The organism is Micromonospora sp. NPDC048894, from assembly GCF_040649765.1.
Classification (GTDB): domain Bacteria; phylum Actinomycetota; class Actinomycetes; order Mycobacteriales; family Micromonosporaceae; genus Micromonospora; species Micromonospora antibiotica.
In genome coordinates, this window is sequence record NZ_JBEZFY010000006.1 from 16444 (window position 1) to 31143 (window position 14700).

Sequence of the window (14700 nt, forward strand, 5' to 3'; positions counted from 1 at the left end):
CCAGCGCGCACCCGACCGACCGGCATACCACCGGCCGACACACGGCCGACCTGCACGCAGCCGGCCGATCCGGGTCCAGCCCGGAAAGGTCCCACCGGCGCACACGAGGCCAGCGCGAACGAGGCCAGCCCAGGCAAGACCAGCCCGGACCGAACCAGCCCGGAGCACCGGTCAGTCATAGATCGCCTCCACCAGCCACCGGCCCGCCTCGACGGCCAGCAGCAGGGCGGCACCGTCGGCCAGGCAGACCTGGAACCGGGCCCGGCGACGGGCCTCGGCGGGGGCCCACCACCGCTCGTCCACCGGCCACGGGCCCGTCCAGCCGACGATCTCCGTCGGCGCGGTGCCGCCGACGGCCAGCCGGGCGGGCGCCGCGCTGACCACCAGCCTGGCGCTGACCAGCACCGGTTCGCCGGTGGCGTCGTGCACGGTCGCGGTGAGCGGAACGGGCAGCACCACGGCCGGCGCGGGTGGCGGCAGTCGCCCCGGCCAGGGCGGTACGGGACCCGGCCGCCGTGGCCCGCCCCGCCTGGCACCCCCGGCCCCCGTCACCGCCTGCCCGGCACCCCCGGCCCCCGTCACCGCCCGCCCAACGCCCCCGGCCCCCGTCACCGCCCGCCCGGCACCAGCAGACTGCGCCACCGCCCGCCCGACGCCACCGGACTGTGCCACCGCCCGCCCGGCGGCACCAGGCTGCGCCTCGGTGACGCCCGGCAGTGGGGGCGGGCCGGGACGGGCGGGGAGGCGTTCGTCGCCCCAGGGGACCAGGCGGGTCTGGTCGGCCGGGGACCGACCACCGCCCAGCACGGCGGTGACCACCGCCTCCGGACCGAGGATGCCCTGCACCCGGCTCAACGCCCGGTGTGCCCGGTCGCGTTCCTCGCCGACCTCCCCCCACAGGCCGGGTTGCAGCCCACCCCGGGACAGCAGCCCGTCGGGCACCAGCCGCAGCCGGATGATCCCGGCGGTCGGTCGGGCCGGTCGGGCACCGGCCCGACCGGTGCCGCCGGAGAGCCAACCGTCGAGCTGCCAACGCACCCGGTCGGCGATGGCGGCGGCGGTGAGCAGCCCGTCGTGCCGCCACACCCGGTGCAGTTCCTGGCCGTGCGCGGTGACCGCCTCGATGCCGAGCCGGGTGCAGGCCAGCCCGTGCCCGGCCAGCCGGTCGTGCAGCCGTTCGGCGAGCATCCGGGCGGCGAAGGCCGCCGCGTCGACCCGGTCGAGGGGTTCGTCGTGGTGGGCGGTGACGGTCAGGTCGACGGGGGGCTGCCGGACGGCGAGCGGCCGGTGGTCGTGCCCGGCGGCGAGCCGGTGGGCGAGGGCCCCGTCGAAGCCGAACCGGGCCAGCACGTCACCGGCGGGCAGCGCCGCGAAGTCGCCCAGCGTGCGTACGCCGAGCCGGCGCAGCAGGTCGGCCAGGGCCGGGCGGCCGATCGCCTCGACGGGCAGCCCCGCCAGGAACCCCGGCGTCCCGCCCGGCGGCACCACCTGACCGGTACGCGCGGCGAGGCCGGCGGCGAAGACCCCGTCGGCGATGCCGATCTGGCTCTCCACCGCGCAGGACTCGGCGACCTGCTCGACGATCCGCTCGGCGGCGGCCTCCTCACCACCGAGGTAGCGGGCGGGCCCCCGGGCGGCGAGCGCGCAGACGCCGGGGCGGACCACCTCGACCCCGGCGGCGACCTCCTCCACGGCGGCGACGACCGGTTCGAAGGCGCGGGCGTCCCGACCGGGGTCGTGGTCGACGACGGTCAGCGTGGGGCAGCGCCCCTGCGCCTCCCGGCGGCGCAGGCCCCGGCGTACCCCGGCGGCGCGGGCCGGTGCGGAGCAGGACACCACCCGGTTGGCGTGCAGCACGGCCACCGGGCCGGTGGCGGGCACCCCGTCGACGATCTCGGCGGCGAGCACCGGCCAGTCCGGGCACCAGAGCAGCAGGGTGCGCACGGGCGTGCCGGTCACCCGGACCCGACCACGGTGAATCCGCCCGGCCGGGGCCCGGCGGTTGCGGCGGGGACGGCCGACGCGGCGGGGGGTACGACCCGGGTGAGCCCGTCGCCGGGCAGCCACATCGTGATCTCCTTGGGACGGGCCGCCGCTCCGCGTCCGCGTGCCGACACGGTGACCTCGCGTCGGCGCAGCCGGCCCCGCCCCGCCCCGAGCCCCTCCCAGACCCCCCGGACCACCTGGAGCGTCACGTCCGCACCGGTCCACCGGCCGTACGGGACGAGCACGCAGCCGCGCTGCCGGGCCCGGGCGGCCAGCCGGTCGGCGACCGGGGCGGAGACGGTGTGCGGTACGGCGGTCACCACCACGTCGACCCCGTCGATCAGGGCGGCGACCACGGTGGGCCACTCCGGGCCGGGATGGGGCACCAGGGCCAGCCGGTCCAGGGCGATGCCGGCCTCGGCGGCGGCGCCGGCCCCGAACGTGGGCACCCCGACCACCGCGCACCACGACCCGGCCCGGGACGCCTCGGCGAGCAACGCCAGCACCAGGGAGGTGCCGCCACTGCGCCGGGGCTGGCCGACGGTCACGGCGACGGTGCTGCCCCGGCGCAGCCCCCGGTGTGGCAGCAGGCCGGTCAGCTCGGGTGCCACCGGGAGCAGCCGGTGACCGACCGCCGGGTCCGGAGCGCTCGCCGGGCGTACCAGAGCGGCCAGTGCGGCGGAACCGCCCACCATGCGGCCCGCCATCGGACCAACCCCCCGTCGTGTCGTTGCGTGGATCAGGTGCACTGCGTGCTCGCCCCGGACGCGGTGGGACGCTGCGTCGAGGTGCTGCGGCGGGCCCGGTGCCGGCCGGATCAGGTGCCCGGCGGGGACCCGGGCACGCCCCCGGGTCAGGCGGCGAGGCCGTCGAGGGCGGGCTGGTGGGTCACGCCGAGCGCCTGCTCCACCACCGTCACGAACTGTTCGGCGGCCCGGAGCAGGTCGTCGGCCTCCCGGGCGTTCACCACCCGGGGTATGCCAGCCTCGGCGGCGGCCCGCTTGCCGGCGGCGGCGGCGAAGTAGCGGGACCACTCGTCCAGTTCGGGGGCGACCCCGGCGAGCAGCACCCAGACGCTGGTGATCCGGCGGCGGCGGGCGGGCGCGGGCCGGGCCCGGGCGGCCAGCAGGGCGGCGGCGGCGCGGAGCGCGGCCAGGTGGGCGGCGGCGTAGCGCAGCCCGTCGGGGCGGGTCTGGGCGGCCTCGGCCAGCCCGTGTCGGGCCACCGTGAGGAGTTGGGTCGGGGTGCGGTGCGGCAGCACGTGCGCGGGCACCGTCGGCGCCTGGGCCGGGTTGGTCGGCATGACTGTCTCCTCCGCGTGACCGGATCGGGCGGGACGCCCGGTGGAGGAGGTCCACCGGCGCGATGCCCGGGGCGGGTGGTGCGGAGGAAGACGCACCGCTGGGGGCCGGCCGGGTGCGGATGCTTCCCCACACCACACCCGGCCGGCGAACCGGCGGGTTCGTCGCCCGCCGCCCGGGGGTCGTGGGCGGCGGGCGACGACCTGCCTTGACGGGACCGGGCTCGCGACTGCCCGGAACCCGGTGCGGTCCGCGAAACCGCACCTGCCCGGGTCGACGCCGCGAAACACCGCCCGGGGGCGTTGGAACGGGTGTGCGACTGAATCGAACACTCGTTCTAACTGCTCTGACAGTACACCCTGCCCCCGACGAAAACGCAACGTCTGGCGTACGGCGTGCCAGCGACGATTCCCAGCCGGCGCACAGCGACGGCAAAGCCTGACCCGAGGTCACCGCCGCAGGGTGGAACGCATGAGTGAAGGACCCGCCGGAACGCCCCGCGGATGAGCGCCACCGTCCTGGACCGGGGTACCCCGCGCCGGCCGTTGCCCACCGCCCCCGGCTGGTGGGCCGACCTGGCCGGCAGCGCGGCGGTGCTCAGCCTGCTGGTCGTCGTCGCGCTCTGGACCGCCGACCGGGGGGTGCAGGAACTGCTCTCCGGGGTGGCCACCGGCCTCACCTCCGCCGGTCGGCTCACCGGCCTGCTCAGTGCCGACCTGATGCTCGTCCAGGTGGTGCTGATGGCCCGGGTGCCGCTCGTCGAACGGCGCTTCGGCCAGGACCGGATCGCCCGCTGGCACCGGCTGGCCGGCTTCACCTCGTTCCACCTGCTGCTGGCCCACGTGCTGCTGACCACCCTGGGGTACGCCGGCGCCGCCCGGGAGAACCCCGTGACGCAGCTCTGGCTGCTGGTCACCGGGTACCCGGGGATGCTGCTGGCCACCGCCGCGCTGGCACTGCTGGTGCTGGTGGTGGTCACCTCCGTCCGGGCGGCCCGCCGTCGGCTGCGCTACGAGTCCTGGCACCTGCTGCACCTGTACGCGTACCTGGGGATCGGGTTGGCGCTGCCGCACCAGTTGTGGACCGGCGCGGACTTCGTCTCCTCGGCCGCCGCGCGGGCGTACTGGTGGACGGTGTACCTGGGGGCGCTGGGCAGTGTGCTGGTGTTCCGGCTCGGGCTGCCGGCGTACCGCTCGCTGCGGCACCGGGTCGAGGTGGCCGCGGTGGTCCCCGAGGCGCCCGGCGTCACCTCGGTCTGGTTGCGCGGGCGGGACCTGGACCGGCTGCCGGTCCGGGCCGGGCAGTTCTTCGGCTGGCGCTTCCTGACCGGCCCCGGCTGGTCCCGGGCGCACCCGTACTCGCTGTCCGCCCCGCCGACGGGCGACCTGATGCGGATCACCGTCAAGGACCTCGGCGACGACAGCTCCCGGGTGGCCACCCTGCGACCGGGCACCCGGGTGCTGTTGGAGGGCCCGTACGGGCGGCTGACCGGGCAGCACTGGCGCGGCGGCGGGATCACCCTGCTCGCCTGCGGGATCGGCGTCACCCCGCTGCTGGCCCTGCTCCGGGAGCTGCCGTACGCACCCGGGCAGGTGGTGCTGCTCTACCGCGTGCGTACCCCGCAGGAGCTGGCCTTCCGGGCGGAGCTGGAGCGGCTCGCGGTCGAACGCGGGGTGTCGGTCCACTACCTGGTCGGTCCGCGCGGCCGGCAACCCTCCTGGCTGCCCGGTTACGCGGCCGGGCTCCCGGACGCCGAGGCGCTGCGTCGGCTCTCCCCCGGCATCGCCGACCACGACGTCTACCTGTGCGGCCCGGACGGCTGGGTCGACGCGGTGCAGGCCGCGACCCGGGCCGCCGGGGTGCCCGAGCGGCACGTCCATCACGAACGCTTCGCCTGGTGACGGGCGGGAAGGGGGAACCGTGCGACGGATCACCATCTGGCTGCTCTCCACGGTGACCGCCCTGGTGCTGCTGTTCAGCTACCGGACCAGCACCATGGGCGTCGGCGGGGGGACCAGCGCCGTCGCCGTCGACCGTGGCGGCACCACCCCCGGCTCCGGGGACACGCCCACCGGCACCGACCCGGGCTCGGGCGTGCCGGGCGGAGACACCGGCGAGGGTGGAAACACCGGCGAGGGTGGAAACACCGGCGACGGCGCAAGCACCGGCGACAGCGGCGGCGGAAGCTACGACGGGTCGGTGGCGCAGACCCGGTGGGGGCCGGTGCAGGTCCGGATCACCGTGGCGGGCGGGCGGATCACCGACGTCACGGCACTCCAGGTGCCCGACGGCAACTTCCGGGACCAGCAGATCAACGACTACGCGGTACCGATCCTGCGGCAGGCGGCGCTCACCGCGCAGAGCGCCCGGATCGACACCGTGTCCGGGGCGACCGTCACCAGCGACGGTTACCGCGAGTCCCTCCAGGCCGCCATCGACGCGGCGCACCTGAAATGAGCACGCCGACGGGCCGGACGGCGGAGCTGGACCGGCGGGCCTGGGTGGTGCAGGTGATGGGGCTGCCGGTGAGCGTGCACCTGCGCGGCCCGGACGTGCACGACGACGCGGTCGCCGCCCGGGTGGAGCGGTTCTTCACCTGGCTGGGCACGATCGACGCGACGTTCAGCGTCTACCGGTCGGAGAGCGAGATCGGACGGCTGGCCGGGCGGGAACCCGATCCGGCCACCGCGAGCCCACTGGTACGGGAGGTGGCGAAGCTGTGCGAACTGGCCCGGACGCGCACCGGCGGCCGGTTCGACGCCCGGCGGCTGCCGCTGCCCACCGGCGGTGCCGGCTACGACCCGTCCGGGCTGGTCAAGGGGTGGGCGGTGCAGCGGGCGGCCGGGTGGCTGGCCGATCTGGCCGGGCACGACCTCTGTCTCAACGCCGGTGGGGACGTGGTGCTGCGCGCCGAGGCGGACCGGCCGGCCTGGCGGGTCGGCATCGAGGACCCGGACCGCCCCGGCCACCTGCTGGACGTGCTGGACCGGCGCGACGGCGCGGTCGCCACCTCGGGCACCGCCCGGCGCGGCGCGCACATCGTGGACCCCCGCACCGGCCGACCGGCGACCGCGCTGCGGTCGGTCACCGTGGTCGGACCGGAGCTGCTCTGGGCCGACGTGTACGCCACCGCGGCGATGACCCGCGACGCCGACGACGCACTGACCTGGCTGACCGGCCTGGCCGACCACGAGGCGCTGCTGGTGACCGCCGACGGCCGGATCCGGGCCACCGGGCACTGGCCCGGCACCCGTCCCGGGTCGCCGCCCGCCCGCTGACCCGCCACGGTGGGCGGCCGGCTGCGGGGTGTCGGGGCGTACCGGGGAGAATGGGCCGCATGCAGTCACACCCGAACGTGCAGGCGGTGCAGCGGGCACTCGACGAGGCGGGCGCGCGGGACGGTTCCGGTGCGGCCAGCCGGGTCCGTCTGCTACCCGAGGCGGCGCACACCGCCGCCGCGGCGGCCGACGCGCTCGGCGTCGACGTCGGCGCGATCGCCAACTCGCTGGTCTTCGAGGCCGACGGCACGCCGCTGCTGGTGCTCACCTCCGGCGCGCACCGGGTCGACACCGCCGGCCTGGCCGCCCAGCTCGGGGTGACCCACCTGCGCCGGGCCACCCCCGACTTCGTCCGGGAGCACACCGGCCAGGTGATCGGCGGGGTCGCCCCGGTCGGCCACCCCGGGCCGCTGCGCACCCTCGTCGACACCGCCCTGACCGGGCACCCGCAGGTGTGGGCCGCCGGTGGCGTACCGCAGGCGGTCTTCCCCACCACCTACCCGGAGCTGCTGCGGATCACCGGCGGCACCCCCGCCGAGGTGGCGTGAACACCACCCCGGAGCTGGTCACCCTGCACGTGTGGCGGGTGCCCCGGGCCGCCGTCGGTCGGGCGTTGGCCCGGATGGCCCGGCATCCGTGGCAGCTGCGACGCACCCCCGGCGTACGGTTCGGCAAGCTGCTCGGCACCGGGACCGGCACCGGCTTCGGCCCGGGGGACGCCGACCTGACCCGGTGGGCGGCGCTGGTGGTGTGGGAATCCCCCGCCGCGGCGGCCGGCTTCGACGCCTCCCCGGTCGGCCGTTCCTGGGCCCGGATCGCCCAGGCGTCGGCCCGGCTGGAGCTGCGCCCGGTGACCAGCCGGGGCGAGTGGTCGGGCCGGCGGCCGTTCGGCGATCCGGCGGGCGGCCGGGTCGACGGGCCGGTGCTGGCGCTGACCCGGGCCCGGCTGCGCCCCCGCCGCGCGCTCACCTTCTGGCAGGCCGTCCCGCCGGTCGCCGCCGCACTGCACGCCGCGCCGGGGCTGCTCGCCCGGTTCGGTGTCGGTGAGGCCCCGCTGGGTTGGCAGGGCACGGTCAGCGTGTGGCGCGACCCGACGGACCTCGTGGCCTTCGCGTACCGTCACCCGGAGCACCGGGCGGCGATCACCCGCACCCCCACCGAAGGGTGGTACGCGGAGGAGTTGTTCGCGCGCTTCGAGGTGCGCGCAGTGGTCGGTGACCGGTCGGTGCTGGGATGGGTCGCCGACGGTGATCCGCAACCGTGAGAGGACGCGCATGAGGTTGGTGCGGTGGACGCCGGAGGATCTCGTCCGGCGGCTCGACGACGTGGTCGCGGTGTACGGGGAGGCGATGGGCTACCGCAGCGACCTGCTGGAGGCCCGACGCGGCTACATCGCCACCCACGCCCGCCGGCCCGGGTTCCGCGCCGTCGCCAGCCTCACCAGCGAGGGCCACCTGGCCGGCTTCGGGTACGGCTACCTCGGCGCGGGTGGACAGTGGTGGCACGACCAGGTCTACCGGGCGCTGGACCCGGACGCCCGGCAGCGCTGGCTGACCCACTGCTTCGAGGTGGTCGAGTTGCACGTCCGGCCGCCCGCGCAGGGGCACGGCCTGGGTGCCCGGCAGCTCACCGCCCTGCTCAGCATCGCCGAGGGCGGCACCACCCTGCTGTCCACCCCGGAGGCCGACGAGCGGACGTCGCGGGCCTGGCGGCTCTACCGGCGGTTCGGCTTCGTCGACGTGCTGCGGCACTTCCGCTTCCCCGGCGACGAACGGCCGTTCGGGGTGCTCGGCCGGGACCTGCCGCTGCCCCGACCCGACACGTCCGGCCCGGCCTCGTCGTGACCCGCCGGCACGTCCCGTGGCTGCTGCTGGCCCTGCTGGTGCTGATCCAGATCTGCTACCCGCTCACCACCGGGGTCACCCGGGCCCGGCTCACCGTCGCCACGGTCGTGCTGGGCTACCTGCTGTCGGTGGGGCATGCGCTGCTCACCCGGGGTGCCCGTACGGCGGCGGCGCTGGTCGCGGTGGCCACCGGCGGCGGGTTCGCCATCGAGGCGCTGGGGGTGGCGACGGGCTTCCCGTTCGGCAGCTACGACTACTCGGGGGAGTTGGGGCCGAAGCTGGCCGGGGTGCCGTTGATCATCCCGCTGGCCTGGACCTGGATGGCCTGGCCCGCCTGGCTGGCCGCCGTGCGGCTGACCACGCCCGCCGGCCAACTGACCACGCCCGCCGGCCGGATGCCCGGCACCGCGCCGCCCGCCGGCCGGATGCCCGGCACCGTGTCGACCACCGGTCGGACGCCTGGCACCCTGACGCCGGCGGGGCACGTCGGGCGGGTGGCGTTGGCCACCGTCGGGCTGGCCGGCTGGGACCTCTTCCTCGACCCGCAGATGGTTGCCGAGGGCTACTGGGTGTGGCGCGACGCCACCCCGGCGCTGCCCGGACTGCCCGGCATCCCGGTCAGCAACTACCTGGGCTGGTTGCTGTTCGCGGTGCTGCTGATGAGCGCGCTGCGCCCGCTGGCGGGGCCGGCCGTCGCGGTCACCGGCTCCCGCGACGACCCGATGTTCGCCCTCTACCTGTGGACGTACTTCTCCAGCGTGCTGGCGCACGCGGTCTTCCTCCGGCTGCCCGCCTCGGCGCTCTGGGGTGCGGTGGGCATGGCGGTGGTGGCGGTGCCGCTGGCGGTGACCCTGCTGCGCGCCCGCCGACGGCCCGCCGACCGGCCGGCACCGCAGCGGCGCGGCGTCGACACCCCGGCATGAGCGGCACCCGCCCCGGCCGACCCGCCCCGCCACCGCGCCGGCACCCGACGCCGGGACGACGACCGCACCCGGCCTGGTCGGTGGGGGTCCGGCGGTGACCGTGGTTGCGCTCGTGCTGGCCGTCGCGGTGACCGCGCTGACCGCGCACACCTGGGTCAACGCCCGGTACTGGCTGCGCCGGCCCGCCGACGGGCCGGTCGGGGTCGACGAGACGGTGGCGGTGCTGCTGCCGCTGCGCGACGAGGCCGACCGGGTCACCCCGTGCCTGCGCGCGCTGCTCGCCCAGCAGGGGGTGCCCGGCCTACGGATCGTGGTGCTCGACGACGGTTCGACCGACGGCACCGCCGGGGTGGTCCGCGCGGTCGTCGGCGACGACCCCCGGGTCACCCTGCGCACCGGGGTCACCCCGCCACCGGGCTGGCTGGGCAAGCCGTACGCCTGCCACCAGCTCGCCGGGCACGCCGGGCCGGACGCCACCGTGTACGCCTTCGTCGACGCGGACGTGGTGCTCACCCCGTACGCGGTGGCGGCGGCGGTGACCGAGCTGCGCGCGGCACGGGCGACGCTGCTGTCGGCGTACCCGAGGATTCTGGTGCGGACGGTGGGTGACCGGCTGGTGCAGCCGCTGTTGCAGTGGTTGTGGCTGACCTTCCTGCCGCTGCGCGCGATGGAACGCTCGCCGCGGCCGTCGCTGGCCGCCGCCGGTGGGCAGTTCCTGCTGGTGGACCGGGCCGGCTACGAGCGGGCCGGCGGGCACGCCGCGGTCGCCGACCGGGTGCTGGAGGACATCGAGCTGGCCCGGGCGGTGAAACGCGCGGGCGGCCGGATCGCGCTGGCCGACGGCTCCCGGCTGGCCGCCTGCCGGATGTACGAGACCTGGCCGCAACTGCGCGACGGCTACACCAAGTCGCTCTGGGCCACCTTCGGCCACCCGGGGGCCGCCGCGACCGTGGTCGCCGCGCTGCTGCTGCTCTACACCGCGCCGCCGCTGCTGGCGGTGGCGGCGCTGGCGGCGGGTTCGCCGTCGGCCGCCGGGCTGGCCCTGACCGGGTACGCGGCGGGAGTCGCCGGGCGGGTGGTCGCCGCCCGCGCCACCGGCGGCCGGGCCTGGCCCGACGCGCTGGCCCACCCCGGCTCGGTCGTGGTGCTCGGTTGGCTGACCCTGCGGTCGTACCATCTGCGGAAGCGGCGTCGCCTGTCCTGGCGTGGCCGCCCGGTCAGCTAGGAGGCGCGGCATGGCGCGGATCGTGGTCATCGGCGCCGGCGTGGGCGGGCTGGCCACCGCCGCCCGGCTCGCCGTCAGCGGGCACGAGGTGACCGTCTTCGAACGGTCCGACACCGTCGGCGGCAAACTCGGCAGGTACGTCCACGACACCCCGGCGGGCAGCTTCCACTTCGACACCGGGCCGAGCCTGCTCACCCTGCCGCAGGTCTTCCACGACCTGTTCGAGGCCACCGGCGCGAAACTCGACGAGTACCTCGACCTGACCCCGCTGGACCCGATCGTGCGGCACGTCTTCCCCGGCGGCGGGCCGGCCCTCGACTCGTGCGCCGACCCGGACGAGTTCGCCGCCCGCATCGGCGTCGCCCTCGGCGACCGGGCCGCCGCCGACTGGCGGCGGCTGTGGCGGCGGGCCGCCCGGGTGTGGACCGCGTCGCACCGGGACATCCTGCGGCGTACGGTCGACTCGCCGCGCGACCTGGCGGCGCTGGCCTGGCGGCTGGGTGACCTGGCCGCCATCGGGCCCGGCCGTACCCTGCGCGGGCTGGGTCGCAGCCACCTGTCCGACCCCCGGCTGCGGATGCTGCTCGACCGGTACGCCACCTACACCGGCGCGGACCCGCGCCGGGCCCCGGCCGCGCTGGTCGCCGTCCCCTACGCCGAGCTGGCCTTCGGCGGCTGGTACCTGCGCGGCGGGCTGGGCACCCTGGCCGACGCGCTGCTCTCCCGCTGCCTGGACCTGGGCGTGACGGTCCGCACCGGGGAGACCGTCACCCGCATCGACGCCGCCGGTGGCCGGGTGCACGGGGTACGCCTCGCCGGGGTCCACGCGCCCGTCCCCGCCGACGTGGTCGTCGCCAACGCCGACGCGCTCACCGTCTACCGGGACCTGCTGCCGCACCCGGGCCGGCTGGCCGCCCTCACCGACCGCAGCCTGGCCGGTTTCGTGCTGCTGCTCGGGGTACGCGGCGACTCCGGGCTGGCCCACCACAACGTCTTCTTCCCCACCGACTACGACGCCGAGTTCGACGCCGTCTTCGGTGACCCCGGTCGGGGGGTGCGGGCCCGACCGGCGACCGACCCGACGATCTTCGTCACCGTGGCCGACGACCCGACCGCCCGCCCGACCGGGCACGAGGCGTGGTTCGTGCTGGTCAACGCCGCCCGCCACGGCACCGCCCCGGACGCCGTCAACTGGCGTCGGCCGGGGCTCGCCGACGCGTACGCCGACCGGATCCTCGACGTGCTCGCCGCGCGGGGGGTCGACGTCCGCGACCGGCTGGTGTTCCGCGAGACCCGTACCCCCGCCGACCTGGACGCCGCGACCGCCGCGCCCGGCGGGTCGATCTACGGCACGGCCGGTGGGCTGCTCCGCCCCGCCAACCGGGGGCCGGTGCACGGGTTGTGGCTGGTCGGCGGCTCCACCCACCCCGGCGGCGGCCTGCCCATGGTCACCCTGTCCGCGCAGATCGTCGCCGACGAGATCGGCCCCGCCTGGTAGGCCCCGCCCCTGCCCGGCCCGTCGGGGCGGGTGGGTCAGCCGGCGTCGAGCAGGGCGCGGCGGACGGTGGACAACAGCTGCCCCAGGCCGAAGCCGGCCAGCAGCACCCAGACGGCGGTGGCCATGGTGATGGTGCCGGCCGTCAGGTCGAGGTCGATGAGCCCGGTCAACCCGGCCAGCAGCAGCCCGACCAGGGCGACGCAGACCCGGGTGGGCCGCTCCCCCACGGTGACCGCGCCGATCTCCCGCATCCCGGCGGCGACCGCGCGGGCCCGCACGTACTCGTGCAGCCAGGACAACGCGCCGGCCGCGACGACCAGCGCGCCGGGCGCTCCGATCAGCCAGAAAGCCGCCAGCCAGGCGATCTCACCGAGCCGGTCGGCGACCGAGTCGTAGACGTAGCCGAGCCGGGTGGTCCGGCCGGTGGCGACCGCGACCGCCCCGTCGACACTGTCGGCGACCGAGGCCAACAGCACGAACAGCGCGCCGACGATCGGGCCCTGCGCCGACCGGACGCTGAACAGCGGCACGCACAGGCAGAGCAGCACCCCGCCGACGGTCACCGCGGTCGGGGTCACCCGCAGCCGTCCCAGCACATAGCCGACGTGGTACGCGAAACGCAGCCAGGCCCGGACCACCGGCGCCGCGACCCGGGGGTCGAAGCCACCGTGCAGCCGCGCCCACGCGGTCGCGTACTCGTCCCATTTCAGCTGTGTGCCCACCATCGGTCAACCGTCGCGGCCTGGTCGAGGTGTCGGGGTCGACGCGTTCACACCCGGGCGTCGGCCCGCAGGCTGCGCCACACCTCCCGGGTCGCGGGAGAACGGTTGAGGGTGATGAAGTGGATGCCGGGCACCCCCTCGTCGAGCAACCGGGCGCACATCTCGCTGGCCTGTTCGATGCCGAGCCGGCGGACCGCCTCCGGGTCGTCGGCGACCCGGGCGAACCGCTCGGCCAGCGCGGGCGGGAAGGGCGCTCCGGACAGCTGCACCGAGCGTTCGATGGTGCCGATCTGGGTCACCGGCATCACCCCGGCCAGGATCGGGGTGTCGCAGCCGGCCGCCGCGACCCGGTCGCGCAGCCGCAGGTAGTCGTCGGCGTCGAAGAACATCTGGGTGATGGCGAACTCCGCGCCGGCCCGACACTTACGCACGAAGTGCGCGGTGTCGCTGTCCACGTCGGCCGAGCGGGGATGCTTGTAGGGGAAGGCGGCCACCCCGACGCTGAAGTCGCCGGCCTCCCGGACCAGCCGGACCAGGTCCTCGGCGTAGTCGACGCCCTCCGGGTGCCGGATCCACTCCCCTCCCGGGTCACCGGGCGGGTCCCCACGGACGGCGAGCACGTTGCGCACCCCCACGCCGGCCAGCCGTCCGATCACGTTGCGCAGCTCGGCGACGGAGTGGTTGACGGCGGTCAGGTGGGCCATCGGCAGCAGCGTGGTCTCGGTGGCGATCCGTTCGGTCACCGCGACGGTGGTGTCCCGGGTCGAACCACCGGCCCCGTAGGTGATCGACACGAACGACGGGCGCAACGACTCCAGCTCCCGGATGGCCTGCCAGAGCAGCCGCTCGCCCTGCGCCGTCTTGGGCGGGAAGAACTCGAACGAGAACGTCGGCTGGCGGTCGCGGATCAGCTCCCCGATCGCCGGCTGGGGATTGGGAAGGACAGAGGGAAGACCGAGCGCCACGTGACGACTCTAGCGGGCGACGCGGCCCGACCCCACGCACTTCCCACCAGAGCATCGACACCCGCCGAAACCCGGCCGACCGACGCCGTCGCCACGCGGCGGCGCACGTCGTACCCCCGGGGTGGAAACGTCGTACGCCGGGGGTAGAACGGACGGGCGCGGGTGGCGTCGGTCGGTGCCGACGCCCGGGGTCACGCGCGGGGGTCGGCCACCGTGACCGGCGGCATCCCGGCCGTGCTGTGGGGCGGACGGGCATGGCCGCGTCGACACCCACCGGAGGACCGATGACCCCGTCCGACCCGAGCCTGCTCGGGCCGCTGATCACCCAACTGCGGCTGGCCCGTGGGTGGAGCCAGCAGCGGCTCGCCGACGAGCTGTGCGCCACCGCCGGCACACCCACCCTGACCCGGCACGAGGTGTCCCGGTGGGAACGGGCGGTACGGGTGCCGGGCGACCGCTGGCGACGGCAGCTCGCCGTCGTCCTCGACGCTCCGATCGGGTCGCTGGCCGGCGGCCCGACCCGCGACCGGCAGGCCGCTCCGACCCAGCGGGCCGACCCGACCCGGCGAGCCACTCCCACCCGGCAGGCCGACCCCACCCGGCGAGCCACTCCCACCCGGCGAGCCACCCCGACCCGGCGAGCCACTCCGAAGCCGACCCGGGCCGGCAACGCCGCCCCGGGTCGATGGATCGAGCCGGGTCCGGACGGGCCGACACCGCAGCGGCGGCGGACCGGTCCGACGCCGGGCAAGGGACCGGGGTCGGGCGGCGGTCCCGTGTCGGGCAAGGGACCGGGGTCGGGCGGCCGTCCCGTGTCGGGCAAAGGACCGGGGTCGGGCAACGGTCCGTCCCGTCCGGCGGGACACCCCGGCCGCCCGGTCGGGCGGGGTCGGGGTGGCGACCGGGGTGACGCGCCGAGCCGCTGGTGAGGCGGCGGCGGTGGGGACCGGCTAGCGTC

15 protein-coding genes are annotated in these 14700 nt (G+C 76.5%); 10 read left to right on the forward strand and 5 right to left on the reverse strand.

What is annotated here, in order from left to right; translation table 11 throughout:
- Positions 1-171 precede the first annotated feature (171 nt).
- The 3 genes from AB0C22_RS14625 to AB0C22_RS14635 form a co-directional block, all read right to left on the reverse strand.
- Positions 172-1959: a DNA polymerase Y family protein gene (locus AB0C22_RS14625; protein ID WP_357535313.1), complete on the reverse strand. Its 1788-nt coding sequence runs from the start codon at positions 1957-1959 to the stop codon at positions 172-174.
- Entirely contained in the window at positions 1956-2693 is a 738-nt protein-coding gene (locus tag AB0C22_RS14630) for a hypothetical protein (protein WP_357535315.1), read from the reverse strand. Before AB0C22_RS14630 ends, AB0C22_RS14625 begins: the two co-directional genes overlap by 4 nt.
- Positions 2694-2839: 146 nt before the next feature.
- Complete coding sequence (locus tag AB0C22_RS14635) at positions 2840-3289, reverse strand: SAV_6107 family HEPN domain-containing protein (RefSeq protein ID WP_219463972.1); 450 nt, start codon at positions 3287-3289, stop codon at positions 2840-2842.
- A gap of 501 nt (positions 3290-3790) precedes the next feature.
- On the opposite strand from AB0C22_RS14635, the gene AB0C22_RS14640 reads away from it, so the two are divergent.
- The 9 genes from AB0C22_RS14640 to crtI all read left to right on the forward strand — a co-directional run bounded on the left by AB0C22_RS14640 (position 3791) and on the right by crtI (position 12055).
- Entirely contained in the window at positions 3791-5188 is a 1398-nt protein-coding gene (locus AB0C22_RS14640; RefSeq protein ID WP_357535318.1) for a ferredoxin reductase family protein, read from the forward strand.
- 19 nt (positions 5189-5207) lie between these two features.
- Entirely contained in the window at positions 5208-5744 is a 537-nt protein-coding gene (locus tag AB0C22_RS14645; RefSeq protein WP_357535320.1) for an FMN-binding protein, read from the forward strand.
- Entirely contained in the window at positions 5741-6565 is an 825-nt protein-coding gene (locus AB0C22_RS14650; protein WP_357535322.1) for an FAD:protein FMN transferase, read from the forward strand. The genes AB0C22_RS14645 and AB0C22_RS14650 overlap by 4 nt, the downstream gene beginning before the upstream one ends.
- Positions 6566-6624: 59 nt before the next feature.
- Complete coding sequence (locus AB0C22_RS14655; protein WP_219463977.1) at positions 6625-7113, forward strand: YbaK/EbsC family protein; 489 nt, start codon at positions 6625-6627, stop codon at positions 7111-7113.
- Positions 7110-7829 (forward strand): monooxygenase, encoded by a 720-nt coding sequence (locus tag AB0C22_RS14660; RefSeq protein WP_219463978.1) that lies wholly within the window; start codon positions 7110-7112, stop codon positions 7827-7829. The genes AB0C22_RS14655 and AB0C22_RS14660 overlap by 4 nt, the downstream gene beginning before the upstream one ends.
- Before the next feature lie 10 nt (positions 7830-7839).
- The gene (locus tag AB0C22_RS14665; RefSeq protein ID WP_219463979.1) at positions 7840-8409 is read left to right on the forward strand and encodes a GNAT family N-acetyltransferase; all 570 of its coding nucleotides are present in this window, start codon (positions 7840-7842) and stop codon (positions 8407-8409) included.
- The gene (locus tag AB0C22_RS14670; RefSeq protein ID WP_357535325.1) at positions 8406-9332 is read left to right on the forward strand and encodes a carotenoid biosynthesis protein; all 927 of its coding nucleotides are present in this window, start codon (positions 8406-8408) and stop codon (positions 9330-9332) included. The genes AB0C22_RS14665 and AB0C22_RS14670 overlap by 4 nt, the downstream gene beginning before the upstream one ends.
- A gap of 100 nt (positions 9333-9432) precedes the next feature.
- Positions 9433-10557 carry a glycosyltransferase family A protein gene (locus AB0C22_RS14675; protein WP_357535742.1) on the forward strand — a complete coding sequence of 375 codons (1125 nt, stop codon included), beginning with the start codon at positions 9433-9435 and terminating at the stop codon, positions 10555-10557.
- Positions 10558-10567: 10 nt separating this feature from the next.
- A complete protein-coding gene (crtI, locus tag AB0C22_RS14680) occupies positions 10568-12055 on the forward strand; it encodes a phytoene desaturase family protein (RefSeq protein WP_219463981.1) in 1488 nt (495 codons plus the stop codon).
- A 35-nt stretch (positions 12056-12090) separates the two neighbouring features.
- On the opposite strand, the gene AB0C22_RS14685 is transcribed toward crtI, so the two are convergent.
- Both AB0C22_RS14685 and metF read right to left on the reverse strand, forming a co-directional pair.
- Entirely contained in the window at positions 12091-12780 is a 690-nt protein-coding gene (locus tag AB0C22_RS14685; protein WP_208569760.1) for a CDP-alcohol phosphatidyltransferase family protein, read from the reverse strand.
- 44 nt (positions 12781-12824) lie between these two features.
- The gene (metF, locus tag AB0C22_RS14690; RefSeq protein WP_219463984.1) at positions 12825-13742 is read right to left on the reverse strand and encodes a methylenetetrahydrofolate reductase [NAD(P)H]; all 918 of its coding nucleotides are present in this window, start codon (positions 13740-13742) and stop codon (positions 12825-12827) included.
- 284 nt (positions 13743-14026) lie between these two features.
- Between metF and AB0C22_RS14695 the strand changes: the two genes are divergently transcribed.
- Positions 14027-14671, forward strand: a complete 645-nt coding sequence (locus tag AB0C22_RS14695) for a hypothetical protein (RefSeq protein WP_357535327.1) — start codon at positions 14027-14029, stop codon at positions 14669-14671.
- Positions 14672-14700 lie beyond the last annotated feature (29 nt).

Excerpts from the sequence above, each read along its gene's own strand:
- AB0C22_RS14640 (WP_357535318.1), top strand. The coding sequence starts at position 3,791 with ATGAGCGCCACCGTCCTGGACCGGGGTACCCCGCGCCGGCCGTTGCCC.
- AB0C22_RS14695 (WP_357535327.1), top strand. The coding sequence starts at position 14,027 with ATGACCCCGTCCGACCCGAGCCTGCTCGGGCCGCTGATCACCCAACTG.
- AB0C22_RS14635 (WP_219463972.1), bottom strand. The coding sequence starts at position 3,289 with ATGCCGACCAACCCGGCCCAGGCGCCGACGGTGCCCGCGCACGTGCTG.
- AB0C22_RS14650 (WP_357535322.1), top strand. The coding sequence starts at position 5,741 with ATGAGCACGCCGACGGGCCGGACGGCGGAGCTGGACCGGCGGGCCTGG.
- AB0C22_RS14685 (WP_208569760.1), bottom strand. The coding sequence starts at position 12,780 with ATGGTGGGCACACAGCTGAAATGGGACGAGTACGCGACCGCGTGGGCG.
- AB0C22_RS14630 (WP_357535315.1), bottom strand. The coding sequence starts at position 2,693 with ATGGCGGGCCGCATGGTGGGCGGTTCCGCCGCACTGGCCGCTCTGGTA.
- crtI (WP_219463981.1), top strand. The coding sequence starts at position 10,568 with ATGGCGCGGATCGTGGTCATCGGCGCCGGCGTGGGCGGGCTGGCCACC.
- AB0C22_RS14665 (WP_219463979.1), top strand. The coding sequence starts at position 7,840 with ATGAGGTTGGTGCGGTGGACGCCGGAGGATCTCGTCCGGCGGCTCGAC.
- AB0C22_RS14655 (WP_219463977.1), top strand. The coding sequence starts at position 6,625 with ATGCAGTCACACCCGAACGTGCAGGCGGTGCAGCGGGCACTCGACGAG.